The organism is Rickettsiella massiliensis 20B (genome assembly GCF_000257395.1).
In the GTDB taxonomy this organism is placed as follows: Bacteria; Pseudomonadota; Gammaproteobacteria; order Diplorickettsiales; family Diplorickettsiaceae; genus Diplorickettsia; species Diplorickettsia massiliensis.
In genome coordinates this window covers 382,378-408,708 of the sequence record NZ_AJGC01000001.1, presented here as the reverse complement: position 1 = coordinate 408,708, position 26,331 = coordinate 382,378, and the positions used below count along the sequence as shown (strand labels likewise).

The window sequence follows — 26,331 nt, the reverse complement described above, 5'->3', positions numbered from 1 at the left end:
ATAAATATTCTACCTAAGCTCAAGTAAACGAGTTTAGGTAGAAAAGTATATAGCTAATGGTAATTAGTTTAGTGAAAAATGGTTTAAATTAGAGGCAGGTGGCGCTATAGATCTGTCGGAATGGGTTTGCAGTTGAAAAGTAGCATGGGGGTTACCCGTAATTTTTGAGATAGGTGTATTTTTTGTTTGTGTTTCTTTTTCAAGAATACTGTTAATTTTATTGAAAAGAGACTCGCATGTAGAGTTTTTTGTTAACATCGCCACTATTTCTGCTGGTAAGATTCCTGATAATTCTTTCGATACTTCTTCAATCCCATCTGCAACGAATTCAGATAATTTCATTTTATTTGTAGTGGTTCACCCGAATAAGAATCATTTTCTTTCAAGAAGTCAGATAAAATTTTAAATTCTTTTTCTTGGTTCATTTGCTCGAATAGATTTTCTATCGGATATTGTCTGTTGAGTAAATAATCTTGAGTGTAACCTTTAGGAACGATAGCTAGTTTTAGAATTTTTTCTACTTTAGCATTGATGAGTTGAGATAAATTATCATCAGGTTTTAACTAATTTTTTATAAATGTTACAACTTCTGTAGATTTTTTGTTTACAGGAGCTTGCTTTAAAGTTTCATCTTTTAATTTAGTTGATTTCTCTTGATCGAGCGAAGATTTTATTTTCTGGCTATTGTTAACAAGAATTTGTAATCTTTTTATCAAAAAATAATTATAAATTATTGTATCTTTTACTGGGGCGAGGGTAGGGATTTCAATTGATATTTTTCCTTTAAAAAAAGGATATGACAAAATAATACAAGTTAATAAAACAATTTTTGATGAAATATAGGCGCCAAATATATCTATAAATGGAGTAATTTTAGCTGGTTTCATAAAATTAGAGCTCATAAATGATCCCCTTGTATTCGGATTGCATAAGGGTAGTAATTCATGAGTGAGTATCAATGGTGCGTAGGCATTAACGTGCATGCTTTCTGCAAGTCTTGATTCTAAGTTCTTGAGCTTATCGATAGGTCCTATGATTGCTGCACAATGAATTAGCCTATCAATTTTTACATATTCTCCGACGGATTTTTTTATAAATGAAGGTATTTCTTTTTCAAATCCAGATTTATTAAAATCAACAACAATCGAGATGATATTTTCAGGATTTTTAGCGCTATTTTTAGTATTTAAAAGTTCAACTTCTTTTCGTGCTGTAATAAATACCTGATATCCTTGATTAACGAGTTCAATAGCCGTTGCTCTGCCAATCCCGGAGCTGCCCCCTGTGACCAGAGCTATTTTTTGAGACATATGATTAACTTTTTTTAATAGTTGTATTGTTGTACAATATAAAATTTTACTGAATTTCTTCTATTATTCATTTAATTCTATTAAAAGTAAATTTAAATATAAATCAATTTTTTATTTATGTTTTTTAAATGTATTTATAGGTTTATTTAATGACTATAAAAATTAATCCTTGTAACCTAACTGAGCAAAAATCCAAAATTTTAGGTCAGTTTTTGAATAAATCACCGCATTTTGTGATTCGTAATAAGAAATGGAAAGTGAATCTAGATGGAAAAAAAGTATCCTTTAAATTAACTCATACCTTAATTTGTCGACCGAGGATTGAACATAGTCCACAAAAAGCAGGATATCGCTATGAGGTAATGAATCATTATCCTTTAGGATCAGGTAATTTTGGTAGCGTTTATCCGAGTATAGCGACACTCGGTTTTGAGCAAGGGAAACTATTTTCTATTACTAATGGAAAATCGCGTGTTATAAAAATACAAGAAAAAACGCCGGGACAAGATGAAGCCTATTTGAGTCGACAGGTCCCTCATTTGCACATGAAGCCAATGGTTATCGATGATGAAAAACAAGAGTCTTTTCTCGTTTTCAAAAAAATGCCGGGTGAGAATCTCCAGACGATCTTAAAAAAGAATAAACTGACGATCGATCAAAAATACAGCTGAGTATACAAATAGTACAAGCCTATCAACAACAATTTAAAGCCTGAAAATATAATGGTTGATCTTTCTCATCAGAATAACCCGCCAGAGGTGAATATTATTGATTTTGGGTTAGCTAAGCAGCAAAAAGATTCTGATACGAAAAAATGCGTCGGTTCTTTTGATTATATGGCTCCTGAGGTATTGGCGGGTCAAGGCAGTCAAATAGCAAGTGATATCTATTCATTAGGCTGTATTTTAATACGCATATTTGCCGAAAAAAGTGCGCTCAATCGAAAGGAAGACAATTATTTGATAAAATAATAAATGATAGAGTCGTTCAACGAGAAGATTTGATTTGGAAATCTACGCTAGGTATCGATAAAATAAGGTTGGATGATCTTGATCCAAAAATAAAAGAACAGTTGATCCATTTACTGACAGGGATGATTGAAATTAACCCTAAAAAACGAATCACTATTGAGAGGATTACTCGCACTTAAAACGGTATTACATAATACGCCTTTTTTATCCTCTTTTTTATTTCCGCTCACCAGCAACTGGATCACTCCCTTTTACAAAAAAGATAAAATTTTGTTGTATCCGTTAGTAGGGTCGTGTGAACAGGGAAGGAGCCAATCTCCAAAAGACATGAATACGTAAATATAATAAATAAAAGGACATGACAATGCCAATATTGATTCAATTACTGCAGAAATGTTGTTTCGATTTTAATTCGGAGGAAAGGCTTTCGCTGCTCACAAGAAGTGTATTGAGACCGCAAAAAAATCAACCCGCTGGGCAAACCGAGCGCTCACGAACACCGTCGATAACACGACCACTTTTGCGCCCTCATTACTCAGGGATAGGCTCTTGAGTCTGCGGTATGCTGTTGACTATATTGCACGAAAAAATGCCTGGCCAGTTCCGACCGGGATTCAAATGTTGGCTCGTTCTTTAGATCGTCTGCCCGTAGCGAACGAAGCACAGTTGCTCGAAATCTTAGTACAGGTTAAAACGATGATAGAAGGGCGTATCAAACTCCGTTATTTAACAAGAGATTTAGAACCCCTTTCTATTTGGGTGCAGGAAGGGCAATTGAATTCGTAATTAGTGAGATTAAATGGTCATTGGCTAAGTCAGTGTCGTGCAACGCAGGATGCCTTGGTTAAGTTACATGGATGCTTATTTGAGATTCGTCGGGTAGCACAGAGTACGGGGCTTTTCAGAAAGCTCGGAGTCGTTTTATTGTTTTTGGCGAAAAACAACCAGAAGGTTTAGCGCGTATTCAACACTATTGGCAAAAGCTTCCTGAACGACTTTCGAGTAACAAACAAATCTTACTACTTAAACAGTTTATGTAACTTAGAAGATTATTCACTGAGAAATATGCTTCAAAAAATCGATCATCTTGTCATTCAAAGGCCAATCTTTTTTATCAAACCCAGCATTTTATAATACAAACTATTTTTAATTCACTCTCTGAAATCGATCAGCATTTATTGTTGGCGATAGACTTAGATGATAATACACCCTTGGCGCGAGATTTTTTACCCGCACCGTTGAGCTTACTCGCCAATCCTGAGAAATGAACAAGGATCTTAGCTATGGTTGAGCCATATCATCAGGCATCAAAAGACGTTTATCGAATGGATTATTTTTCTTCTGTAGAAAATGATCCGGTTTCTGAAGCCAACTTAGGTAATGTGCCGCAGAGTAGAGCCGCTAACCCGTCACTGGCTTTTGCTGCAAAGTGAAGCGTTCCTTCGTGTGTGATTTTGTTCTGAGCTTAAGCCCGACGCTAAATTGGTGACTACGGATAATACCGCTACTTTTAAGCCGCAATGTTGCGCAACGATTACTTCAGGAACTGTCGACATGCCAACGACATCCGCGCCAAGTTGGCGAAAAGCGCGAATTTCTGCGGGGGTTTCAAAGCTGGGGCCTAAAACACTAATATAAACACCTTCTGGTAAAGTTATGCCAATTTCTTGTGCGGTTTGTTGAAAAAGACGGCGTAGTGTGGCGTCATAGGCATTATCCATCGGAAAAAAACGTGGTCCCCATTCATCATCATTTCGGCCAGCGAGAGGGTTACCGGGTTGCAAATGAATATGATCAGAAATTAAAACCAACTGACCGGGTAACCATTCAGGACGTAACGAACCGACCGCATTGGTCATGACGACTGTTTCACAACCCAATGCTTTGAGGGTGCGTACAAATAATTTGAAGTCTTGGGCTTGCATGCCTTCATACGAATGAACACGACCCTGACAACAGAGGACGGGCATATTACATAAATAACCTAAAATCCAACGACCCGGATGCCCGGATACTTGACTCACTGGAAATCCAGGAACATCACTATACTCAATGGAAAGTGGATCGGTGAGCTGTTTTGCGAAGTTTGCTAAACCAGAGCCTAAAACAAGCGCTATTTTAGGTAAAAAATGAGGTCGTTGTGCACGGATATAGTCACGGACTTTTTCGGGGGAGTGGGTCATGATTTGTTCTCCTCGTGCATATCATTTGAGTTGGGAAGTGGAGTAAAGTCATCTGGAACGGTTGCGTTCGTATCGCTAAATAGAAATTGCTCCATTTCTTTTTTCAAAAAATGACGTGCTTGGTCATCGAGCGTACTTAAACGATACTCATTGAGTAACATAGTTTGTCGTTGAATCCATTGTTGCCAGACCGTTTGGCTAATCGAATCATAGATACGTTGCCCAACTTCGCCTGGATAAGGCGGAGCATCCAGGCCCACTGCAGATTGTTTAGACTTCACACAATAAATCATTCGACTCATAGGAAAACCAATCAAGCTAAAAAGAATAGAAAATTCGACGCATTTTAAAGCGCTATTTTTTCGTATTGATAAAATAATATCGTTTAAGCCTACATCTTTTGCAACGGTAAGGTTGATAATAACTTTTTAACCGGAGCAGCCAGGGCAATCGGCGTCAGTTGCTCAGTGTTATACCAGATTAGTGCGCGAGAATCCACGGCTGGGGTAGACCATTTTTTGATCCATAACTGGATGGGATGAATTTTCAATTGAAAATGAGAAAATGAATGTGCAATTACAGGATAAGAAAGCAAAGGTTTGGTGTTCGGCTGACAGCCATAGTGTGTTTGGGCGAAGTATGGAATATCTTCCGTTAAACTACACTCGGGTAAGCTCCATAAACCGCCCCAAATCCCCGAGGCAGGGCGTTTTTCGAGTAAAATTTCTTTTCGATCATTGATTAACAATAACATCCGGATAGAACGAGTCGGTTTGCTTGTTTTGGGTTTGGGTGTGGGAAATTGCTGTGGATCAAATTGTTGATAGGCCAAACAGTGTTTCTGTATCGGACAAATCAGACAGTCGGGTTTGGATCGTTTACAAATTAATGCGCCTAAATCCATGATCGCTTGCGTATATTCAGCGACTTGGTGGCGTGGGGTATATTGCGCGGCGATTTTCCATAAAGCCTCTTCAATCGGACGTAAACCCGGCCAACCCGTCTGCGCATGGACACGACACAAGACGCGTTTGACATTACCATCTAAAATGGGCGCAGATTCACCAAAAGCAAACGCTAAAATCGCACCCGCGGTGGAACGACCAATGCCAGGTAACGTTTGCAGTGCTTCGAGTGTCCGTGGGAACTCACCCTGATAGTCTGCAACGATACGCTGTGCGCACGTATGTAAATGGCGTGCGCGTGCATAATAGCCTAAACCGGCCCAATACTGTAACACGTCATCGATGGGCGCCGCAGCTAAGGCACAAATCGTCGGGAATCGCTCAACAAAACGGCCGAAATAAGGAATCACCGTTTTGACTTGAGTTTGTTGTAACATAATTTCTGAAAGCCAGATTCGATAAGGTGAGCGATCAGTTTTCCAGGGCAATTGTTTACGACCGTGTTGCTTAAACCAGCGTAAAAGACTGTGTTGAAAGGCAGCAGGAGAAAGTGGAGTAATATTCATGGTCTCGTTAGCCTAGACAAAGAGAAATCGTAACGCACCGTCTTGGTGCGTTACATTTAACTATCCGCAAGTAATTTACTTTCCTGCACTGAGCGAACAGAGCCGATTCTTCTATTCAAATAATTTCTTAAGATTCCATTCTTTTAATTGTTTTTGCAACTTATTTTTTATTTGATCTTTAATAAAGTCAACACCGCTTTCATCGAGTGTGGGTGCAACACGCAGCGTATCAAATGAACCGGTGAGTTTGAGCGGAATGGCCAAACCATCGGGGCTCCCGTCACTGTGTACCGTTTGGACACGCAGTCGATAATTAACTTGTTGTTGTGTAAGATGGATGATGCCTTTTCCAAGAATATGCAAACGCCCGCTACGAATGAGCAAATCGTTATTACTGAAAACACTATCCCGTATGATGAAATGCCCACTGAACTCATCAAAAGGTGTATCGTTACCTTGCGCAGGAGGCAAAGGTTTTTTTTGTAAAAGCGATTTTCCTACAGCAAGCCAATAGGAGAAGTTAATGCCGTGCAAGGTTCCATTTTGTAAATCAAATTGACCTTGCCCTTGTAAATTTTTTAATAACGTTTGCGTGTTATTACCTTGACTCGCTAAATTAAAGGCCGTATTGACATTGCCGCTCAGATAGACGGCTCGTCCATCACCCAGGGTTTGGTACACTAGCCCTAGATTCAGGCCCATTAATTGGTGATGCGAAATAAAGCGTTCGGGTTGTGTATTGAGATAAAGAGTGAGATCACCTTGGTAATGCCCTTGACAGAAATCTGCTTGCATTGGATTGATGCTTAACGTTTTATTTTGAAAGGAAAAAGGAAGCTGAATATTTTGTATGGTCAGGGTATTCCAGTGTAGCTGTTGAGTATGTAAAACTCCGGACCAGGAAGGATTCTTTAATAAATTTTCGCCGGTTAAGTTGCCAGTAAACTGATTTTGGCCCATAGCTAAACTTAATTCTGGCGCATTGAGTTGTGCCTGTGCTAAGTTGACCCGAGCGTTGGCTGCAACCACAATAGGCGGTGATTTGGGTCCTTTTTCGGTGCTCGGCAAGCGAATTTCTAAACGAAAGGGATGCAAATCGACAGTTTGTCCATCGGCGGCGACGTTGATTTGGCTGGTTAATTTAACATTCGTAGCGCGCGGCGCTTGATTCATTCGCAAAGCAAACTGTAAGGCAAAAAATGTGTTTTTGTTTGCTGCTAAGTTAGCACTTTTAAGCGATAGATTAGAAAATTCATAATGTTGTTGTTTGATTTGATCATTAAAAAACACATGCCCCTCATCCATATCAACGCCCGCGATAACAAATCCTAACGGTTTCAGTTTCTGTGTAGCACGAGTTTCGGTAGATGATGATTGCACTTGGTGAGGTGTAGAATGAGATTTTTCATTCCATTGCCAATTCACTTGGCCTTGCCGATTACGGACTAAATGAACAGTGAAGTCTTGTATTTGTAGACGACCGATTTCAAGTTGTTTGTGTAATAGAGGTAGTAGGCGGACTTGAATCGCTAATTTTTTTACTTCAGCAAACGGTTCTGAGCCAAAACCAGGTAAATTACCTAATTTTGCGTCATGGATCTGCAAGCCGAGCCAAGGAAATATCGACCAAGAAATCCCTTGTTTAATTTGTAATTCTCGACCGGTCACTCCAGCCAGGATCAAAGTAAATACAATACGGATGAGTCTTCTCATAAATTATGTTCCTTTGGCTCGCGTAGCGAACACATTGCTTGCTTGTTTTATTTGAATCGTAACGAGTTAAAATTGCTACGCATTAAAATCAAAATAACCGGTTCATAGAAAAGAAAACTGAACAAACGAAATTAATCTGCGAGGGGGACGGTTTCTAAGCGGTAAACACTATACGCCGGTTCTTCATAAGGATGCGCTTCAATTAAGGCGCGTATGACGGCTTTAAGACAGAAATCCTCGCAGACCATTTCCACTAAATACTCAGCCACCGTTTCTAACGTGCCGGGTTGACCTAAGGTAGGTTGGCTGTTTGCTAATGGCAAAAACTGCCCTTGTCCTAGAACTTGCCAACAACAGCATTTATAATTCCCTATTTGTCCAGCACCTTGGGCAAACATCGCCTGTTTGACAGGTTCAAGATGTTCGACAGGGATATAAACCATAATTTTATACATGTTGGCAGTATAACAAATTTTTTTAGTTGAGTAAGTTTGCGTTATGTCAAATCTATTTGCGGATCGCGTGTTTTCTGCACTGTGGCAGAATTATTGTCTGGATTATCCTTTGGCTTCTTTAATTTATGAAACCATACAGACGCAATATAATACAGTAATCCCTTGGGATCACGTGGCGTTTATCGATTTACCTGGGCCACACACCGGCAGAATACCTTTAATCGAACTCTGGCAAAGCATAGATTATGAAGTGCGTGGACAAGGTTATCTCGCTGAAAAACAAAATCCGTTTGTTTGGTTAGCCGAAAAAAACCAAGCACAACGACTGGCGAAACAAGCTTGGCCACAAGTGGTTGTTGCGGATTTTTATCGTGCGGCGCTAGCTCCCAAAGTACGTGCTATCGTTGATTATTATGCGGCGTTTGCACGACCGCTTGATCGACAAAAACTCTATGCCTTAAAAAAACGTGCCTTAGAAAATAAAGAGTGTGCAGAAGAATGGGTCACATTTATGATTGATTATCTTAAAGGACGGGATTGGCCGCTCCCTACGGTCGAAGAATTTACATTCGTGAAACAACACAATGAATTATTAGCCTGGGTCTTAGTGATGGGGCGACAAGTCAATCACTTTGGGTTAGCGATTCATCTGATCGAACATTTTTCGTCGCTACAGGTCTTTAATGAATGGATTCAAGCGACGTTGGCGATTCCATTGAATCAAGAGGGTGGGCTGATAAAAGGCGGTGCACAGCAAGAGATTGCACAAAGCTCTACGGCCGCAATCAAAAAAAATGTCCGCTTAGCCGATGGCCCCAGTCAATTAGCCGATCGTTTTATTGAATTTGTATGGCGTTATCCTAAAAAAAACAATGAAGATAAATCCTTGCTGTGGTCTGCATATTTTACTGATTTTATCGCAAAACAAGCCAATTATGTTGTAGAATCGTTAACATTAAAAAAATAAATGCCTACTTAATTAGCAAAAAATAGTTATTTTTTGCTATTGTTATTTTATTTAAAATCAAGCATGATCCTTTAGGATATAAATGGCGATGATTGAGGATCAAGATAAATTTTTTATTATTAAAAAATAAGTTTATTCTTTTTTGTCAAAACTAGGCTGATTCAATGGTAAAAGAATTATATTACGTCACCGGGAATCAAGGTAAATTTGAAGAGGTCGATGATTTTTTTACGAAGCAACATCTTAATTTTCAGGTTAAGCATTGTGCGTTGGATATCGAAGAAATACAAAGTTTAGATCAAAAAGTCGTCGTTACCGATAAAGTAAAAAAAGCATTTGCGCAAATTAAACAACCGCTTCTGTTGGATGATGGCGGTATTTTCTTTGAAGCGTATCCGTATTTCCCAGGCACCTTAACCAAATTTATTTTTCGTAGTTTGGGGTTTAAGGGAATTTTTAAGTTAGTCGAAGAAAACGCAAAAGCAGAGTTTATTTTACAGCTTGCTTACATCGATGCCACACAAATTCAATTATTTGAAGGGATTTGCCAGGGTACATTGGTGCATCCTCCGCAAACGGAGCCAGGCCATCCACAATTACCGTTTACCGCTATTTTCAAGCCCAATGGGTCCGATAAAACCCTGGCTCAATTACGTTATACTCCGGAATTTAGTCAGTATTCTTTTCGTCAGCAAGCGCTTCAAAAATTTATAACTTGGTACACAATGGAAAAATGTTAAAAGCAAAAAGTGACAATGGATTGTTACGTCGCACGATTCTTTCAGCGTGTTGTGGCACGATTTTGGAATGGTACGATTTTAGTATTTATGCTTATTTAGCGGCTATTTTGGCAAAACTATTTTTTCAAGCCGCACCTTCTTTGGCGTTACTGCTCAACCGACTTACCAGTCGATAGGGATTATCGCCCCGATTTTATTAATTAGTTTACGCCTCTTACAGGGGCGAATCGTTTGGTTCAGCTTGTTTTATTATTGAGTCGATTTCCTCGCATCGGCGAGGCTTATTTTCTTCTTTAATTTGGGCGAGCTCTGTCATTGGTATGCTTTGTGCTTCCTTGATGGTGAGTCTTATTTTTTGGTGGTTTCAAGGGGAAAGCTTATATCAGTGGGGCTGGCGTATTGCTTTCTTATTTGCAGCATTCAGTGGGTTTATTGGGTTTTATATTCGTGCAAAAACCATGGAAACTAGTGACTTTCAGAGTTTGCATGAGCAATGTGCCGTTGAACAGTATCCATTGAAACTGATTGTTGCGTCACATAAGTTATTAATGATCCAGCTGATTGGACTCTATCTATTCTCCGCGCTGGTGACCTATTTAGCCTTTATTTTTATGCCGATTTACTTAACGGATATTCTCAATTATTCGCGAACTCAAGCGCATACGATTAACACCGTGATGTTGTTGCTGCTTATTGTTATGGATATTTTCTTTGGTACGTTGTCCGATAAAATCGGTCGAAAAGGTTTGATGTTTACGTCGGCGATCAGTTTGAGTGTCCTGGCGTATCCACTGTATTATTTATTGTTACTCGGATCAAATACTGGCTTAGCGGGCGCATTTCAAGGCCCACTTTTAGCATTGACTATTGATTTGGTCCCGGTGTCTGTGCGCTATACTCTCGGTTCATTATCTTATAATTTAGCCTATTCCTTTTTTGGCGGGACCGCGCCCATTTTGGCATTATCCTTGATTAATAAAACCGGTAATAAAGCAATTCCGGGTGCTTATTTAGCGTTCGGGGCGATGATTGCAACGTTTAGCTTATTTAAATTGACTGTGAAAAAAGTGCGTAAAGTTAGTTTAAGTACGATGCTATAATGCTTTGTAGCACTGGGTATGGCTCGGTCGTTTCCAGTGGAATTAGATGATCGGGTGTTTTCCAAGCGCGCAGCCAAGTCATTTGCCGTTTGGCTAATTGCCGTGTGGCGATGATGGTGTGTTCTTGCATAGCGGCGTAAGTTAATTTTCCTTGTCGGTACTGCCACGCTTGCCGATAGCCAACGCTGCGTATAGACGGTAAGTTTTTCATTTAAATCACCTCGTTGCCAGAGTTGTTCGACTTCTTCCATAAAACCTTGCGTTAACATCGTTAAAAAACGCTGCGCAATTTGCTGTTGATGGCGTGCTCGATCCATCGGCAGTAAGAGGAGATTAACAAACTGGTAAGGAAGTGGCTTAGAAACAGTGTGTTGTTGCAGTTCGGAAAGCGTTTTACCGGTGAGTTGTATGACTTCTAAAGCACGGAGTAAGCGTTGAGGATCATTGGGATGAATCCGTTGCGCTGCTTCTGGATCTAAGATCGCTAATTGTTGATGTAATGCGAGCGCACCCTGTTCGAGTAAAGCGTGCTGTAACTGTTGGCGTAATGGCGCATTGGCTTTGGGGAGCGAGGCTAAGCCATGTTGGAGGACGTGAAAATAGAGCATCGTGCCACCGACTAACAGCGGGACACGTTTTTGTGCGACGATCGTGTGAATCTGGTTTAAAGCGTCCTCTCTAAAATCACCGGCGGAGTAGGGTTCGTTAGGGTCACGAATATCAATTAAATGGTGAGGGATTTTTTGACGTAGATTCAAGGGCGGTTTGGCAGTACCGATATCGAGTCCACGGTAAATCATAGCCGAATCAACGCTGATAATTTCCAAAGGAAAATGTTGCGTTAACTCAATAGCGAGATCCGTTTTCCCAGTGGCCGTCGGCCCTAACAAACAAAAAACAAGCGGTTTAGCGTCCACGTAAAAAAACCGATCTAATTCTTGGAGTGAAAATTGCTTCCAGGTTGGACGACCGTGATTACATTGATTACTGCGTTCAGTGCTTTCCATATCACGGAGTAACTGATTCATTTCTAATAAAGTGAGTGTTCGGTTAGCACGGACCGCATTCCGACAAGCCAGGCTGGCCAACAACGCTTCTATTTTAGCGGTTAGGCGATCACTGGTTTCATATTCGCTTAAATCATGAATGACTTCGCGAATTAATGATTCAATCTCTGTTGTCGATAACAGGGCCGGAATACGACGGACACGGATGGTTTGTGGACCGAGTAATTCGAGACCAAACGCACATTGTTCAAATAAAGCTTGATTTTCTTCAACCAGTTTCATTTCGTGCTCAGTGAGCGTTAATGTCATTGGGAGCAGTAATAGTTGTGCCTTGAGTTGATTTTGTTTGAGTGCCTTTTTCAGTTGTTCATAGACAATCCGTTCGTGGGCGGCATGGATATCGACTAACACTAGACCAGAACGATTTTGTGCCAGAATATACAGCCCATGGAGTTGCGCTAACGCAAAGCCTAAAGGTGGAACCGTTTCAGTGGGTACATTGTGTGGGGTCGCTAAATCAAACGTATAACTGGCCCGCTGTGGACTTGCGATACGCGTCGTTTGTGTGGGTTGCGCTAAAAATCGACTGTGTTCGTTTGTCTTGCTCGGGAGGGGGTAAGCGTGTGGTTCGTGATGAGAAGTGGTCTCTACCTCAAAAGAAGTCGGTTCTGGCGCTGAACACTGAGTGGGTGTGAATTCAGGGCTGGGTTTTGTTTCAGGTTCAGAGTGCAATGCGATCTTTTGCGTCGGTGATTGCGATGAATGAAAGGAGGGTTCACTCCCTTGTGGTTTTGTTTGAGCCAGGGATCGTTGTAAGCATTGTTTAATAAACTCATATACGATGCGATTTTCACGAAAGCGTACCTCATGCTTAGCGGGATGAGCGTTAACATCGACTAATTCAGGATTTAAGGTTAAAAATAAAATGAACGCCGGGTGTCGTCCCTGATACAGGACATCTTGATACGCTTGTTTTACTGCATAGGTTGACTAAACGATCTTTGACAATCCGATTGTTCACATAAAAGTATTGGAGATCCATTTGTGAACGAGAAAAGGTCGGTAACGAAATCCAGCCGCATAGGCGCATGGTTTGGCTTTCTTCTTCAAAATAGAGTGCATTTTCAATAAAAGGACGGTGACAGACCACTGAAATACGGCTTTCTTTTTCTGTTTGGCTGTGCGCGACAGGAAGTGTAAAAATTGAGCGTTTATTATGTTGTAAGGTAAACGCCGTCGAAAAATGGCTTAAAGCTAAACGACGGACCCATTCCTCAATATGCGAAAACTCGGTTTGTTCTTTACGTAAAAATTTACGCCGCGCAGGGGTATTAAAAAAGAGATCACAGACTTCAACCGTTGTGCCTTTGGGATGAGAGATTGGGGTTAACGCCGTATTTTGCTGATAATCTGCCGCCAGTTGCCAGCCTTGTTGACTATCATCGATCGACGAACGCAGGTATAGTCGCGCGACAGAGCTGATACTGGCTAAGGCTTCCCCACGAAAACCTAAGGTTTGAATCGCTTCTAAGTCGGTTAAACAGTGAATTTTACTGGTTGTATGGCGCTTCTTTATAGATTCCCTGGCCATCGTCGCGCACGCGGATGCGTTGTACGCCCCCTTTATCAACTTCGACTCTAATTTTTGTACACTGTGCGTCAAGACTGTTTTCAATCAATTCTTTAACGATAGACGCTGGTCGTTCCACAACTTCTCCGGCTGCAATTTGATTAGCAAGCTGGGGGGCTAAACGCTGGATACGTGAAGGCATGGGTGAACTTCAATTGGCATTTAATTCTAACAAAATTTTACCGTAGAAAGAATCATCACTCCGCACCGTTTTTTACCCTATTCGTGGAAAACATCAATATTCACGGAGTTTATAAGTTATTTTTGTTAGACTGAGTCTATTTTTATTTGCTAATACGGGTACCGCTGGGCAAAATAACAGTCATCTGCTGGATATTCGCTATTTCTTTTAAAGGGAGAGGGTGAGAGGATCGATGTGAATGCTTAACCATTAGAAGAGAGGAGGATGGTTTTGGGGTAAATGAGCCAAGTAACAATAAAAAATCTGAAAAAATAAGGTGGTTTACATTTTATTAAAGATAAATAAACGTTGAATCGTGAAAGAAAGAAGAAATAACGCAATCTCAGCAATAATTTTACTGTTATAGATATTCATCCCCATTCCGTGGATTATTCGAATGAAGCTATAGGCAATTAGTCCAAGTACACTGGCTAAACCGGTATATTTCAGCATCGCTGGAAATAATGCATTTTGACTACGAAAGGCTAATTGTTGATTTAATTTAAAGTTTAATGTGGCGGATAACGCTCGACCAAGTAATACCGCGAGAAAAATATTCTTTTTTAGGGTGTACATCAACGAGAAAAGCGTAAAATCAACGAGCGCGGAAAAAAATGAAATCGCCGCAAAACGAATAAATACAAAATAGATTTTTATCGAATCAATCAAAGGATTGAAATGCGAGGTACGATTATTTTCTAAGTAAATGGTCTGGATCGGAATTTGTTGAATAGAGGTACTCTTTTTTTTCGCAATTAAGAGCATTTCCATAAGCGGATGTTTTAGAGCTTAATAAATCAGGGATTAAATGACGTGGAATTGCTCTTAAACCCGTTTGGGTGTCTTGCCAAGTCGTTTTAGTCAGAAGACGAAGTGTCCAGCGAGTGATTTGATTGCCGAAACGACTGCGCCACGGTACCGGTTGTTGATCAAACTGCCTCACTCCAAGATAAAGGGATTGTGGATTATTTGAAAATTTTGCACTCAGATGTTGAATATCTTCAGGCGCATGTTGCCCATCGGCATCGGCGGTGATGATTCCTGGTTCATCTGGGGTGGCAATACGTAGCCAGTGCCTAAAGCCGGTTTTTAATGCTTCACCTTTTCCTTGGTTAGACGTATGTCTTAACAGCTCTATCTGATAGTTCTGTGCTTTTGCAAAGATCGGTGCATAATCGTGATCCGAACCATCATCGACAACAATAATCCGTTGTTGAGAAGAGGTTTGGCGAAGTGCATGCAATAAACTAAGCAATTTTTCATCCGGCTGGTAAGCGGGAATCAAGAGGGTGGGGAGTGTGTCATCCATTAACATAATCTCCTGAGTATAAGGAAAACGATGACAAGAGGCTAGCTTCTTGTCATCAATATCGGGTTAATCTAAACATTGAAGAGCCGATTCGTTATCAAGCAGTGCGGAGAGCGAGTACTTGTTGTCCGGATGGCGTATAAGCGTCGAGTTGGACGTGGCGTTGTTGCTCGTCAATACTTAGGAAAGTGAGTTGTATATCCGGTGGGAGCAGTACTGAAGAGGCCCGCTCAGGCCATTCAATTAACCAGGATGTTCCAGTCGATAGAGATCAAGATGATACAGAGGTCGTTTCGATAGCGGGTATTCTTCAACCAGTGTGTAAGTGGGGCTGCGAACAACACCGCTATAACCTAAATGCTGAATAAAATGACGTGCAAACGTGGTTTTCCCCGCGCCCAACGGACCACACAGAAAAATAACGATTTTGTCTGTCAGTAAGCAACAGTCCGCTAATGTTTGCGCGAGCTTTTTTGTTTCTTCTTCCGTTTTGAGTATCTGGATCGACATATAAAACCTTCATCTTTCCAAAAGTAACCTCGTGCGTGCCGCGTGTTAAAGATACCCACGGCTTCAACGCATTATTGCTCTAACTTCTTGTATTTTACGCGTTTTTCTTTAGAGGTGCCTTCTTTTCCCGGGCGTATCTGATCGTCTTCTTCAAACGCTAAAATATGCGTCGCAATACGGTCTAAAAACCAACGATCATGTGAAATCACCAATGCACAACCAGCAAAACTCAATAAAGCTTCTTCTAGTGCGCGTAAAGTTTCAACGTCTAAATCATTGGTCGGTTCATCTAAAAGCAACACATTCGCACCGGCGCGTAATAGTTTTGCTAGGTGGACACGATTTCGCTCCCCACCGGAAAGATCTTTAATAAATTTTTGTTGTTCGCTACCTTTGAAGTTAAAACGACCGACATAAACGCGGGAAGGAATTTGAAATTGATTAATCGCGAGAATATCTTGTCCTTCGGAAATTTCTTGCCAGATCGTGTTTTCAGGATTCAAGGTATCTCGACTTTGATCAATATAAGCGATTTTTACGGTGTCACCAAGACGAATTGTTCCCGTATCCGGTTGTTCCGTACCCATCAACAAACTTAAATAAAGTCGATTTTCCGGCTCCATTGGGGCCAATAATTCCGACAATCGCCCCTTTAGGAACACTAAAGCTCAGTTGGTCAAGTATTTTGCGCGATCCAAAGCCTTTGCTTAACTGTGTGACTTCCAATACAACTTCACCTAAACGAGGTCCGGGAGGAATATACAAGGATTGAGTTTCGGCACGTTTTTGGAAATCGTGTGAGCTTAATTCTTCATAACGTGCCAAACGCGCTTTGCTTTTCGCTTGGCGGCCTTTCGGGTTACTGCGTACCCACTCAAGTTCAGTTTTTAAGGCTTTCTCATGGGCCGCTTGTTGTTTTTCTTCAAGCGCTAAACGTTTTTCTTTTTGTTCTAACCAAGCGGTATAATTGCCTTGGTAAGGGATCCCTCTAAAATCCAACCAGCAACATTGTCTAAAAAGTAGCGATCGTGGGTGACGGCCACAACCGTACCCTTTCTGCATCCAAATGGTTGGTGGGTTCATCTAAAAGCAACATATCCGGGTTAGACAAAAGTAGACGGCATAAAGCGACACGTCGACGTTCTCCCCCCGAGAGTTGCGTGACATCGGCTTCCCATGGGGGTAAACGCAAGGCATCGGCGGCAATCGCCAGTTTGCGCTCAATATCCCAAGCCCCTTGCGTTTCAATTTGCGTTTGCAATTCGCCTTGTTCTTCAATCAAACGGTTCATTTCCGCATCACTTAAGGGTTCTGCAAACCGCATACTGATTGCGTTGTACTGATCTAATAATTGTTTGGTTTGTGCAATCGCTTCTTCGACATTGCCACGCACATCTTTAGAGGGATCTAATTGCGGTTCTTGTGGTAGATAACCAATTTTGATACCGCTCATGGGCCGGGCTTCCCCGGTAAATTCAGAGTCGATTCCCGCCATAATGCGTAATAAGCTCGACTTTCCTGAACCATTGAGTCCTAAGACGCCAATTTTGGCGCCAGGAAAGAAAGAAAGCCAAATGTCTTTCAAGATTTGTCGTTGTGGTGGGACAATCTTGCTGACGGCTTGCATGGTATAAATATATTGTTGTGACATGAAAAAGTTTGATCGAATGAAGTGACTTGAGGCCGCATACTACCAATAATTCAGGATGCTGACTAGATTTTATCTCTCTTTTACACACCCTTTTCTAGACCAAAACAGTCAAGCAGTGTACTTTTAGCATCGATAGGTAGAGAAAAAAATAAATTCTATTAAAAAATCAGTGATTTATTTTTAGTAAATTGGTTTAGTTCAGGTGAAAACTACTTCGCTCTATCAAGCGTTGCAACGCTTTATTTTTTATGCGATCGCTCAATAAAAGTTAGAGATCCGTAATAATTTGTCTGAACTTCTTTTCAATTCACTACCTGATTTTAGGTATTTTGAGAGGAGAGAAAAAGGATAAGTTGTTGACATAGTCTCAAGCAAATTGAGCGCTATTTTTTATACGCGAACAATCAGGGATAATAGAGTAAAATGCATTTAATCGTAAAAAAGTAAGTGACCAAATAAAAAATTTAATTTACTTTCGATTCGATTTAAATGAATGATTAGATAAAATTGGCTTTTTTGCGCGAGACTCTTAAAAACAGTACACTACGTTCTCTTAGAATGTTAAGGTTTCGCTATGCAAATGGATACTTCCATTTTGAACCCTCTCAGCGCTGTTCAAAGCAGTGACTCGATTTTAAGCGAGAGTTTTTCTATGTCCTATTCATTATCACAAACTATTGCAGAATTTGACCCAGAACTTTGGCAAGCACTGCAAGCCGAAGTGGAACGTCAAGAAATCCATCTGGAGCTGATTGCTTCAGAGAATTATGCAAGCCCACGTGTATTACAAGCACAAGGCTCGGTATTAACAAACAAATATGCAGAAGGTTATCCTGGAAAACGTTACTATGGGGGCTGTCAATATGTCGATCAGATAGAACAATTAGCGATCGCCCGCGCTAAACAATTATTTAAGGCAGACTATGCCAACGTGCAACCGCATTCTGGATCGCAAGCCAATGCTGCGGCGTTTATGGCGTTATTGAATCCCGGTGATACCTTATTAGGTATGGATTTAGCACACGGTGGTCACTTAACTCATGGATCAAAAGTGAGTTTTTCCGGCAAAAATTATCAAGCGGTTCACTATGGCGTGGATTCGTGCACACAACAGATCGATTATGAACAGGTGGCGGCTTTGGCCAGAACGCATCGCCCGAAGCTGATTATTGCTGGATTTTCGGCCTATTCCCATTTTGTCGATTGGTCACGTTTTCGCGAGATTGCCGATGAAGTAGGTGCGTATTTAATGGTAGATATGGCGCATGTTGCAGGGTTAGTCGCGGTGGGTTTATACCCTTCACCGATTGCGATAGCGGATGTTGTCACGTCGACCACACATAAAACGCTCCGTGGTCCTCGGGGGGGATTGATTTTAGCCAGAGCCAATCCGGAAATTGAGAAAAGATTAAATTCAGCTATTTTCCCCGGGCTACAAGGGGGACCTTTGATGCAGGTGATTGCCGCGAAAGCCGTCGCCTTTCAAGAAGCGTTAGCGCCTGAGTTTCGTTCTTATCAGGAACAAGTGTTGCTAAATGCCCAAGCGATGGTGGAAGTATTAATTGGCCGTAGTTATAACATTGTGGCCGGTGGGACACAAAATCATCTGTTTTTAGTTGATTTAAGGGAAAAAACGTTCACGGGTAAACAGGCGGAACAGGTCTTAGAACAAGCCCACATTACGTTAAATAAAAATATGTTACCGAATGACCCGCGATCGCCTTTTGTCACCAGCGGCTTGCGTGTCGGCACGCCGGCATTGACGACACGTGGACTTCAAGAAAAAGAAGCCAAACAGGTCGCCACTTGGATCGCCGATATTTTGGATGATATCGAGAATCGCTCAAAAAATTGAGGAAATTCGTCAACAAGTCATAGCCTTATGCCGACAGTTTCCAGTATACTCCTGAACGTAAGCCATTTTTTAGACTGAGGGAGCGTTCTATACTCTTGACTGCATGAAGCACCGTAGCGTAAAAACCGTGTATGTTAGTCAAGGATATTATTTAGCAAAAAGCGTTCAGTTCGTGGAACCAAAAATAAACGAGTCATGTTGGATATTGGGTTTCGCTTTTTTAGGATAGCCGCCGTATGTATTGTCCTTTTTGTAATGAAGCAGACACGCGGGTGATTGATTCACGCCTAAGCAGTGATGGTCATCAAGTCCGTCGCCGTCGCGAATGCCCACGTTGTAATGAACGATTTAGTAGCTTTGAAACCGCTGATTTAGGGTTGCCGCGGGTAATTAAACGCGATAATACACGCAGTACGTTTGATCAAGAAAAACTGCGTGCTGGGATGCTCAAAGCACTCGAAAAACGACCGATCAGTAGCGAGCAGGTGGATAGCGTCATGCTCCGCCTAGTGAAGAGATTACGTTCTTCGGGTGAGCGTGAGATCAGTTCGCGACAATTGGGCGAGTGGGTCATGGAGGAGCTCAGTGAGTTAGATCCGGTTGCTTATGTACGCTTTGCATCGGTTTATCGAAGCTTTGAAGATATTCAGGCGTTTAACCAAACGGTAGAACAACTCAAACAACATCATTTTTCTGATAAGAAATCGACGCATGAAACCGAAAATAAAAAGTAAATCCTTCAAATCACGTCAACGGGCACGGCGCTTTGCGATGCAAGCCTTGTATCAGTGGCAATTAACCGCGCATTCTTTTGTGGAGTTAAGAAAACAGTTTCTTGCACAAGAAGAAATGGTGAGTGTCGATACGGCTTATTTTGAAGCGTTAGTTCAAGGAGTCATTACGCAACAATCTGTTTTGGATCAACAGTTAGTTAGCGCCTTAGATCGGCCTTTAAAAGAATTGAACTTAGTAGAATGTGCCATTCTCCGTTTAGCGGTGTATGAACTGTTACAGTGCCCAGAACTCCCTTATAAAATCGTTTTAAATGAAGCCATTGAACTTGCCAAAGAGTTTGGTGCAATAGAAGGTTATAAGTATGTCAATGGTACTTTACATGCATTAGCAAAAAAATTGCGTCCGTTAGAAGTGAATGGGTCCTAATTCCGACCAAATCAATCCATGAATGAATTTTCAGCGATTCAACACTTTTTTACACGATCTTCCCATTCCTTACGCTCGGATGTGAAGCTTGGAATAGGGGATGACGCCGCCTTACTCCAACCACCTCCCGGCCAACTTTTGGCGATGACAACCGATACGTTGGTGAGTGGGCGACATTTTCCAGAACAAACGTGCGCAGCCGACATCGCTCACAAAGCGCTTGCGGTAAACTTGAGTGATTTGGCGGCGATGGGCGCAACACCCGCCTGGATTTTATTGGCATTAACCTTACCAGAATTATCAGACATTTGGCTGGATGGATTTACCAAAAGTTTTTTTCAGTTAATGGATCGCTTTGCTTGTCAACTCGTCGGTGGTGATTTAACGCAAGGTCCTTTAAGCATTACGATTCAAGCCATTGGTTTTGTCAGTCCACAAAACGTGTTACGGCGTCAAGGTGCGCAACCCGGTGATTTAATTTATGTCACGGGCCATTTAGGTGATGCCGGTTTAGCCTTAGCCTGCTTAGAGAATCCCCATTTGTTTTCTTTGACGTCCGGACAACAACAGACTCTTTTGCAAAGATTAAACCGCCCAGAACCACGGGTTGCCAGTGGGCTTGCTCTAAGCGGCCTGGCCAGTGCGGCAATTGATATTTCAGATGGACTTGCTGCAGATTTAACGCATTTGTTACAAGCCAGTCAAGTGGGCGCAATCATCCAAACGGCGCAATTACCATTATCCCCTATTTTAAAAACGTTTCCTGCTGCGAGCGCTTGGTCTTGGGCATTAAGTGCGGGGGATGATTATGAATTGTGTTTTACTGTGCCTCGAGAGAAACAATCCTTCTTAGCAGAAGCATTGGAAGATAGTGGTTGTTCTTATCATCTTATTGGTGAAATAACGCAAGGTGATTCACTGCAAGTTTTGACGCCAGAAAAAAATAGTTTTTCTTTCCCTTCAAGGGGTTTTGAGCATTTTAAAAAGAAGTAATTAATTTAAAAATAATCTATAATAGATTATATTATCTATTTTAAATTATAAGTTAATTTTAGTTAAACATTTCTTTTTTAATACAGGTACAGTTATGCAGGAAGCCAACTTACTTAAAATGACGACCCCATCCGTTTTTTCCGAAAACGTTACATTAGCTACTCCATGGAATGGAACTCATAGTTTTGAGCCTCAGACGCTTTATCATCCTCCTATATTTATTGACTTAAGCCCAAAAGATTGGGCGAGTTTAACACCCGATATTCAAGTGGATACGGTCATAATGACTTGCTTGCAGCTTAAAGAGGAAGTTCCCCTTAAAAATATACTTAGTCAGATGGTGACCGACAAAAAAACATTGAATCGGTTATTAAGCATTTATGGTGAAAAACCGTTGCAAGTAGCTTGGCAAGGACTTTTTAAAAGTCGACAAAGGCGATTATTAACACGTACTTTTATATCGAAAACACTCAATGAACAAAAAAACATATCTTACCTTATGCTGGCCAATGCCTGTTTACTTCATTTAGATGAAGAACAAGAAATTGAGATCAATCCAGAAGTAATTGCTAAAATACGACTTGATCGTTTAATGACCACACTCAACCGCTGGATAAATTGGCCAAGGGCCGACGCACAGCTTTATGATGCGTTAGAAATATTTAAGGCTATCTTAAATCGCTACCAACAATCTTTTCCTTTTCGTTTACTACAGGATGTATTTGATATTGGAAGATTTTTACCGATGACGCATATCCATGAAGCCGCATTGATTGATCGCAAGCTCACACAAGGTAGTGCATTGTATAATGCAAACGGTAATGATACGTTTGTACAGGCCAAATTTGAACACACCTACTTTGTTCATTTATCAGAGGCGATTTATCAAAAGCAATTACTTGATAAATTATTTAAACCCGTTTTTCCAGTGAGTCAGATAAGTACATCGGTTTATTTTAATGGAATCAGTTTTAAGAATGCTAAAGATTTTTATTTTTCGGATCTACTTAATCGTACAGAGGTTGAATCTATTTCAGAATATCATGTTTTAAGTTTTGCAAAAAAAAAGAATTAATGCGTAAAAAATTTTTTCTTTTAGGTGAGAGTACAGATTATGCGATTGGTTCGTTAGGACATTCGCTTGCATCCGTTTTACAGCGTATTTTCTATTATCAGATTGCAACGGTTACGAATCATCATTACTCTGAAAAAGAGCTTATTGATCAATTTCGAGCAATCGAGTTGCAATGGCTTCGTAAAAAAGACTATCCACTCAATCCGCGTTTTTTACTGGCTTTGCACTTAGCTGAATCAAATAATTTAGTTTTTCCTGAAGATAATCATTTGAAACTACAAAAAATATTTAGTTATCTTGATGAATGCTGGAAAAAAATTTTGGTTGATCCTCCGTATTTTAATCGAACACAGACAGTGGTTTCGATACTTCATGAACAGCTGGGTATGCCTATTAATAAAATTTATCAAAAACGTTACTATGTGATTAATGCAAATATTATGAACTTATCGCCTACCTATTTTGGTACGCCGATTGAAGAGTTTTTAAAATTAGTTGACTGGATCGGTGCAACCGGTCAATTTATGTCTTATCAAAGAAAAAAAATTTATCCGCGCCAAGCCTTACAAGCTGCTGAAGAAATGTTTAATCAGAATTTACTTACTTCATCATGGGTTTTAAAAAAAGCACGCGATAATTTGTACGAACAAAGAAAAACAGTATCAACTCAGTCGATTGTACAAGAAGCTCAACGTATTGTACAAAATTACAAGGTTGAAACAGAACAACATCGTGTCTGGATGCATGGTATTGAAACCTGGATTAGTACTATTCCGGTCATTGGATCATTAAATATGCTGCGTGAAGGGATAGAAGATAAAAGTTTCACCGAGATTGCGATTGGAACAGTTTCTCTTTCATTGGATGCTTTGGATTTATTATCAATAGGTGAACAGAAGAACCCGGTTGAATTTGAAGAAACGCTATCACAAACCGGATTATCATTAAGAGAGCGAGTAACGGTTAAAACTATTCATTATTCTGTACAAAAAGCGTGTTGCTCAAGCGAACGGTTTTTTTCTAACGCGGAGATTCAGGCTCATGATGACCCGTTTCTCATTAGCGATCCTATTTATTTACCTAAGGATTATCCTAGACTGGTAGAACGTATTCTGGAGGGTGAAGAACTGAACTGGCAAAATTACCCTTTAATTCATTTGGCCGATGAGGGTCGGGTAGTACCGATTCAGTCACAAGGGAGTTATTATCGTGAAGTGAGTTGGCATACCGGCGAGGCGGACCCTAAAAAACATCTTATTTTTAAAGATATTCAATCAAAAAAATATTATGCAGGTGGTTTTTTAAAAGGTGGAGGAGATGAATTAGAAAAACTGAGCTTTATCGAAATAAAGGAACGTTTGACCGTGAAAACTGTTGAAAAGGTATTTCGTTCAGCCAATGATTATCGAATTAAAGATTTTTCTAAACATTTTTTTGATGAATTTACTTTTAAGGTTGATAAAGACGTCGTGCAATGGACTAATGCCCCCCCCTTTTATGAAAATGTTTACCAGAAAAGTCCCACATTTAGACGTTTATTTAATGAGTATTTTCAAGAAGTTTCTTATCAGGCTGTAGCGAAATGGACGATTATTATTCGAAATGAAGTCGTGCCTCGAACTGATTTTGTGACAAAGATCATTTACTTGTCGTCTAATCCTGAAATTTCTAAACACTATTATGTGAGTGAGGAGAATGATCTCGTTGCGTCTCATCCAGAGCAAGTGTATTTACACGAGTTATTACACGCAATCACTGGAGAAAATGATCCCATTAAAAGCCATAGTTTACGGCATCGTGGTCCGATTGTTTATTTAGGAGATAAGATTTTAAGTGAAGCCGGTTATCTTTTCCAGCAACGTATTATGTATCGGCGTTTCTTAGATAGTTTTGCACATAAAGCGTTTGCAGAGCGTCTACATTGGAATCAACATCGTAAACAGGCACGTTACTTAGCGTTACAGGAGAATGACTACTTAGACCATTTTATTGATGCACTTGTTCCCCTTTCACAGTATCAGAGTGTTTTTGGTGAAAGTTTAACCGATCGATTTACTGTTGGTGAAACTTTGATGTTAAACAAAAAACTAACTGAAGATATCATCGGTCTCGATGCAATTCCTCTCAATTTTTACCAGAAATTTGAACGATTTTTTAAAGTAAACCAACCGAGTGAATATTTAGAAATTATGAAGTTTTACGAAAAACTTTATACAAAGAGTTTCTCTTTTGCAGCACTCTTTAATCATTGGTTTCTTTATCTAAGCGATGCAAAAGTTCCTGGAATTTGAGTTGAATAACAAGTGCATTGGCTGAATTACCACAAGAAAAAAAAGTACATTGTCTTAATGATTTGACAAAAACAATATACATTTTTGATGATGGAACAGAGTATTTATCACCGAAAGGGTTGACTCCTGTGGATAAAATACGACAGTTAACTCTTGAAATGATACAACTGTTAACTGGATTGCCTGAGCCAGCTTCTGATGTCGCATTACGCAATCGCGGTGCAGTCGTATTCTTCACAGATAAAGTTTTACAGGAGGCCCAATTTGTCTATGAAAGGCAATTGGTTTATGCGTTGGCAACAGAAAAAAGTCCACTGCGACAAAACGTTTGTTAACGTATCAGCTCGAGGCCAATCGTGCAATGAATTTAGAAGATCGCTTAATTCATTCTTTAATTGGTGAAAAAAGTGGATGTTTGCCAAGTTGCCGAAAAAAAGATCATTGTTACGTACTTTCTCAGCCAATTCACGATTATTTTTTTGGGATAAAAAATCTTCTCTACCTTCGCTTAAAAAAGGAATGGATGTTTATCGCTTAAAGCCTAATATAAAAAGTCATAGGCTATTTTCTCTTCCTGCCAATATGTTTTATCATCCAATTAATCAAACGATTGCTGAGACATCGTTTAGCATGATGCACTTTATTGGATGAGTCGACTGTTATATATTCTTAGGCGCGCGCGTTTAGAAGAAGATATGCATTGTTTTATAGTAAGGTATATCCAGTGGGTGAATCAGTTTATAAGTGAAAAGGAAAACGCTATACTTCCGGAAATCTTTTTGTAAAGAGAAAAAAGCAATGACCAGATGATCTCGTGCGTAAAGTATTTACCCATCCCGTTTATTTTTTTAGCATTTGGTTTTGGTTCAGGATTATCTCCTTTTGCGCCAGGGACTTGCGGTACATTGGTCGCTGTCCCTTTATATTATCTTTTACAATCATTTTCGTTACTAAATTATAGTTTAATTCTGATTGCCGCGATATTACTTGGCATTTGGATCTGTGATTTCACCGAGCGTGATTTAGGCGTCCATGATTATTCGGGTATTGTGTGGGACGAGATTTGTGGGTTTGGTTTAACGATGTGGGCGGCCCCCAGCGGCGTTGGGTGGGTGGTGTGTGGGTTTTTTCTATTTCGTTTTTTTGATATCGTCAAACCTTGGCCCATTGCTTGGATGGATCGTCATTTACCGAGAGGGTTCGGGGTGATGGTCGATGATTTAATGGCTGCAGTCTATGCTTGGATAGCGCTCCATCTCTTAGGCCATTTTTTCTTTTAAGATTCAAACTTCGATTATTCACGGTGGTAAGGATGACCGTTTAACAAGCTAAAAGCGCGATAAATTTGTTCAATCAATACGACACGTACTAGAGGATGAGGAAGGGTCAACGCCGAAAGTGACCAGATGTGCTCGGCTTGTTTTAAACATTGTGTGCCCAAACCGTCTGCACCGCCTATCAAGAAACTAACGGGGCGACCCTCTAATCGCCAATCTTGGAGCTGTTGTGCAAGTTGTGCCGTTGTCCAACTTTGACCACGTTCATCCAAGGCAACCAGACGCGTATGTTTAGGGAGCGCAGCCAATAAGTTTTCTTCTTCTTGGGTAATCCATGTGCTTTTAGGCTGATTTTTATAGCGCTGACCGGCTCGAACTTCAATTAACTGCAACGTACATGTAGACAGCAAACGCTTTTGATACACCGCAAAACCGGTTTCAACCCAGCTGGGCATATGGGTTCCGACCGCAATGATCGCGA

The 26,331-nt window shown here is 40.5% G+C and carries 31 protein-coding genes and 3 pseudogenes; 18 read left to right on the top strand and 16 right to left on the bottom strand.

Annotated features, from left to right (window positions below; all coding sequences use genetic code 11):
• Positions 1–63 precede the first annotated feature (63 nt).
• Both S3O_RS0102355 and S3O_RS0102345 read right to left on the bottom strand, forming a co-directional pair.
• On the bottom strand, positions 64–342 hold the full coding sequence (locus S3O_RS0102355) for a hypothetical protein (RefSeq protein WP_010597454.1): 279 nt from the start codon (positions 340–342) through the stop codon (positions 64–66).
• Positions 343–563: 221 nt separating this feature from the next.
• The gene (locus tag S3O_RS0102345; RefSeq protein WP_010597453.1) at positions 564–1,310 is read right to left on the bottom strand and encodes an SDR family oxidoreductase; all 747 of its coding nucleotides are present in this window, start codon (positions 1,308–1,310) and stop codon (positions 564–566) included.
• Between the two features lie 149 nt (positions 1,311–1,459).
• Here S3O_RS0102345 and S3O_RS0102340 point away from each other — a divergent pair, with 149 nt between their 5' ends.
• From S3O_RS0102340 to S3O_RS18565, 5 genes are all read left to right on the top strand, one after another.
• A complete protein-coding gene (locus S3O_RS0102340) occupies positions 1,460–1,981 on the top strand; it encodes a protein kinase family protein (protein ID WP_010597452.1) in 522 nt (173 codons plus the stop codon).
• A gap of 21 nt (positions 1,982–2,002) precedes the next feature.
• Positions 2,003–2,281, top strand: coding sequence for a protein kinase domain-containing protein (locus S3O_RS0102335; RefSeq protein ID WP_268869433.1), 279 nt, complete (start codon positions 2,003–2,005; stop codon positions 2,279–2,281).
• A 29-nt stretch (positions 2,282–2,310) separates the two neighbouring features.
• Complete coding sequence (locus S3O_RS17010; protein WP_010597450.1) at positions 2,311–2,460, top strand: hypothetical protein; 150 nt, start codon at positions 2,311–2,313, stop codon at positions 2,458–2,460.
• A gap of 370 nt (positions 2,461–2,830) precedes the next feature.
• Positions 2,831–3,067, top strand: a complete 237-nt coding sequence (locus S3O_RS0102330; protein WP_010597449.1) for a hypothetical protein — start codon at positions 2,831–2,833, stop codon at positions 3,065–3,067.
• A gap of 497 nt (positions 3,068–3,564) precedes the next feature.
• The gene (locus S3O_RS18565) at positions 3,565–3,714 is read left to right on the top strand and encodes a hypothetical protein (RefSeq protein ID WP_235776153.1); all 150 of its coding nucleotides are present in this window, start codon (positions 3,565–3,567) and stop codon (positions 3,712–3,714) included.
• Here S3O_RS18565 and S3O_RS13340 read toward each other — a convergent pair.
• From S3O_RS13340 to S3O_RS0102300, 5 genes are all read right to left on the bottom strand, one after another.
• Entirely contained in the window at positions 3,691–4,464 is a 774-nt protein-coding gene (locus S3O_RS13340) for a purine-nucleoside phosphorylase (RefSeq protein WP_010597448.1), read from the bottom strand. The genes S3O_RS18565 and S3O_RS13340 overlap by 24 nt on opposite strands.
• Positions 4,461–4,766, bottom strand: coding sequence for an oxidative damage protection protein (locus tag S3O_RS0102315; RefSeq protein WP_033227321.1), 306 nt, complete (start codon positions 4,764–4,766; stop codon positions 4,461–4,463). Before S3O_RS0102315 ends, S3O_RS13340 begins: the two co-directional genes overlap by 4 nt.
• A gap of 89 nt (positions 4,767–4,855) precedes the next feature.
• Entirely contained in the window at positions 4,856–5,935 is a 1,080-nt protein-coding gene (mutY, locus tag S3O_RS0102310; RefSeq protein ID WP_010597446.1) for an A/G-specific adenine glycosylase, read from the bottom strand.
• Between the two features lie 111 nt (positions 5,936–6,046).
• On the bottom strand, positions 6,047–7,648 hold the full coding sequence (locus S3O_RS0102305) for an AsmA family protein (RefSeq protein WP_010597445.1): 1,602 nt from the start codon (positions 7,646–7,648) through the stop codon (positions 6,047–6,049).
• Positions 7,649–7,779: 131 nt separating this feature from the next.
• Positions 7,780–8,103, bottom strand: a complete 324-nt coding sequence (locus tag S3O_RS0102300; RefSeq protein WP_010597444.1) for an NIF3 1 — start codon at positions 8,101–8,103, stop codon at positions 7,780–7,782.
• 43 nt (positions 8,104–8,146) lie between these two features.
• Between S3O_RS0102300 and S3O_RS0102295 the strand changes: the two genes are divergently transcribed.
• The 4 genes from S3O_RS0102295 to S3O_RS0102280 all read left to right on the top strand — a co-directional run bounded on the left by S3O_RS0102295 (position 8,147) and on the right by S3O_RS0102280 (position 10,910).
• On the top strand, positions 8,147–9,070 hold the full coding sequence (locus S3O_RS0102295; RefSeq protein WP_010597443.1) for a DUF1338 domain-containing protein: 924 nt from the start codon (positions 8,147–8,149) through the stop codon (positions 9,068–9,070).
• A gap of 164 nt (positions 9,071–9,234) precedes the next feature.
• On the top strand, positions 9,235–9,810 hold the full coding sequence (locus S3O_RS0102290) for a non-canonical purine NTP pyrophosphatase (protein WP_010597442.1): 576 nt from the start codon (positions 9,235–9,237) through the stop codon (positions 9,808–9,810).
• Positions 9,804–9,986 (top strand): hypothetical protein, encoded by a 183-nt coding sequence (locus S3O_RS0102285; protein WP_010597441.1) that lies wholly within the window; start codon positions 9,804–9,806, stop codon positions 9,984–9,986. The genes S3O_RS0102290 and S3O_RS0102285 overlap by 7 nt, the downstream gene beginning before the upstream one ends.
• A gap of 144 nt (positions 9,987–10,130) precedes the next feature.
• On the top strand, positions 10,131–10,910 hold the full coding sequence (locus S3O_RS0102280; protein ID WP_010597440.1) for an MFS transporter: 780 nt from the start codon (positions 10,131–10,133) through the stop codon (positions 10,908–10,910).
• Here the strand turns inward: S3O_RS0102280 and S3O_RS20265 are convergent.
• The 8 genes and pseudogenes from S3O_RS20265 to ettA all read right to left on the bottom strand — a co-directional run bounded on the left by S3O_RS20265 (position 10,888) and on the right by ettA (position 17,198).
• Complete coding sequence (locus S3O_RS20265; protein WP_408005653.1) at positions 10,888–11,121, bottom strand: hypothetical protein; 234 nt, start codon at positions 11,119–11,121, stop codon at positions 10,888–10,890. The two genes, S3O_RS0102280 and S3O_RS20265, sit on opposite strands and share 23 nt — an antisense overlap.
• Before the next feature lie 55 nt (positions 11,122–11,176).
• Positions 11,177–12,844 (bottom strand): annotated as a pseudogene (gene miaA / locus S3O_RS18560) (tRNA (adenosine(37)-N6)-dimethylallyltransferase MiaA); the annotation flags it as partial.
• Complete coding sequence (gene mutL / locus S3O_RS19385; protein ID WP_010597438.1) at positions 12,819–13,508, bottom strand: DNA mismatch repair endonuclease MutL; 690 nt, start codon at positions 13,506–13,508, stop codon at positions 12,819–12,821. The pseudogene miaA and the gene mutL, both read right to left, overlap by 26 nt.
• Positions 13,468–13,626, bottom strand: coding sequence for an ATP-binding protein (locus S3O_RS17700; RefSeq protein WP_192805895.1), 159 nt, complete (start codon positions 13,624–13,626; stop codon positions 13,468–13,470). Before S3O_RS17700 ends, mutL begins: the two co-directional genes overlap by 41 nt.
• A gap of 384 nt (positions 13,627–14,010) precedes the next feature.
• A complete protein-coding gene (locus tag S3O_RS15095; protein ID WP_192805857.1) occupies positions 14,011–14,397 on the bottom strand; it encodes a GtrA family protein in 387 nt (128 codons plus the stop codon).
• Between the two features lie 22 nt (positions 14,398–14,419).
• Positions 14,420–15,037 carry a glycosyltransferase family 2 protein gene (locus tag S3O_RS15090; protein WP_010597435.1) on the bottom strand — a complete coding sequence of 206 codons (618 nt, stop codon included), beginning with the start codon at positions 15,035–15,037 and terminating at the stop codon, positions 14,420–14,422.
• A gap of 243 nt (positions 15,038–15,280) precedes the next feature.
• Entirely contained in the window at positions 15,281–15,547 is a 267-nt protein-coding gene (tsaE, locus tag S3O_RS15085; RefSeq protein ID WP_010597434.1) for a tRNA (adenosine(37)-N6)-threonylcarbamoyltransferase complex ATPase subunit type 1 TsaE, read from the bottom strand.
• Between the two features lie 71 nt (positions 15,548–15,618).
• A pseudogene (gene ettA, locus S3O_RS17935) lies at positions 15,619–17,198 on the bottom strand (energy-dependent translational throttle protein EttA).
• A 652-nt stretch (positions 17,199–17,850) separates the two neighbouring features.
• Between ettA and glyA the strand changes: the two are divergent.
• The 9 genes and pseudogenes from glyA to S3O_RS0102200 all read left to right on the top strand — a co-directional run bounded on the left by glyA (position 17,851) and on the right by S3O_RS0102200 (position 25,853).
• Positions 17,851–19,108 (top strand): annotated as a pseudogene (gene glyA / locus S3O_RS13310) (serine hydroxymethyltransferase).
• 181 nt (positions 19,109–19,289) lie between these two features.
• Complete coding sequence (gene nrdR / locus S3O_RS0102235) at positions 19,290–19,787, top strand: transcriptional regulator NrdR (RefSeq protein WP_010597429.1); 498 nt, start codon at positions 19,290–19,292, stop codon at positions 19,785–19,787.
• A complete protein-coding gene (gene nusB / locus S3O_RS0102230; protein ID WP_010597428.1) occupies positions 19,765–20,214 on the top strand; it encodes a transcription antitermination factor NusB in 450 nt (149 codons plus the stop codon). Before nrdR ends, nusB begins: the two co-directional genes overlap by 23 nt.
• An 18-nt stretch (positions 20,215–20,232) precedes the next feature.
• Positions 20,233–21,207, top strand: a complete 975-nt coding sequence (thiL, locus tag S3O_RS0102225) for a thiamine-phosphate kinase (protein WP_010597427.1) — start codon at positions 20,233–20,235, stop codon at positions 21,205–21,207.
• A gap of 118 nt (positions 21,208–21,325) precedes the next feature.
• Positions 21,326–22,282 carry a hypothetical protein gene (locus S3O_RS0102220; RefSeq protein WP_192805856.1) on the top strand — a complete coding sequence of 319 codons (957 nt, stop codon included), beginning with the start codon at positions 21,326–21,328 and terminating at the stop codon, positions 22,280–22,282.
• Positions 22,282–24,573, top strand: a complete 2,292-nt coding sequence (locus tag S3O_RS0102215) for a hypothetical protein (protein WP_010597425.1) — start codon at positions 22,282–22,284, stop codon at positions 24,571–24,573. Before S3O_RS0102220 ends, S3O_RS0102215 begins: the two co-directional genes overlap by 1 nt.
• Before the next feature lie 17 nt (positions 24,574–24,590).
• On the top strand, positions 24,591–24,908 hold the full coding sequence (locus S3O_RS0102210) for a hypothetical protein (RefSeq protein ID WP_010597424.1): 318 nt from the start codon (positions 24,591–24,593) through the stop codon (positions 24,906–24,908).
• Positions 24,902–25,111 (top strand): hypothetical protein, encoded by a 210-nt coding sequence (locus tag S3O_RS0102205; RefSeq protein ID WP_010597423.1) that lies wholly within the window; start codon positions 24,902–24,904, stop codon positions 25,109–25,111. The genes S3O_RS0102210 and S3O_RS0102205 overlap by 7 nt, the downstream gene beginning before the upstream one ends.
• Before the next feature lie 268 nt (positions 25,112–25,379).
• Entirely contained in the window at positions 25,380–25,853 is a 474-nt protein-coding gene (locus S3O_RS0102200; protein WP_010597422.1) for a phosphatidylglycerophosphatase A family protein, read from the top strand.
• A 14-nt stretch (positions 25,854–25,867) separates the two neighbouring features.
• Here S3O_RS0102200 and rlmH read toward each other — a convergent pair whose 3' ends face one another.
• Positions 25,868–26,323 carry a 23S rRNA (pseudouridine(1915)-N(3))-methyltransferase RlmH gene (gene rlmH, locus S3O_RS0102195; protein ID WP_268869431.1) on the bottom strand — a complete coding sequence of 152 codons (456 nt, stop codon included), beginning with the start codon at positions 26,321–26,323 and terminating at the stop codon, positions 25,868–25,870.
• Positions 26,324–26,331: the final 8 nt, after the last annotated feature.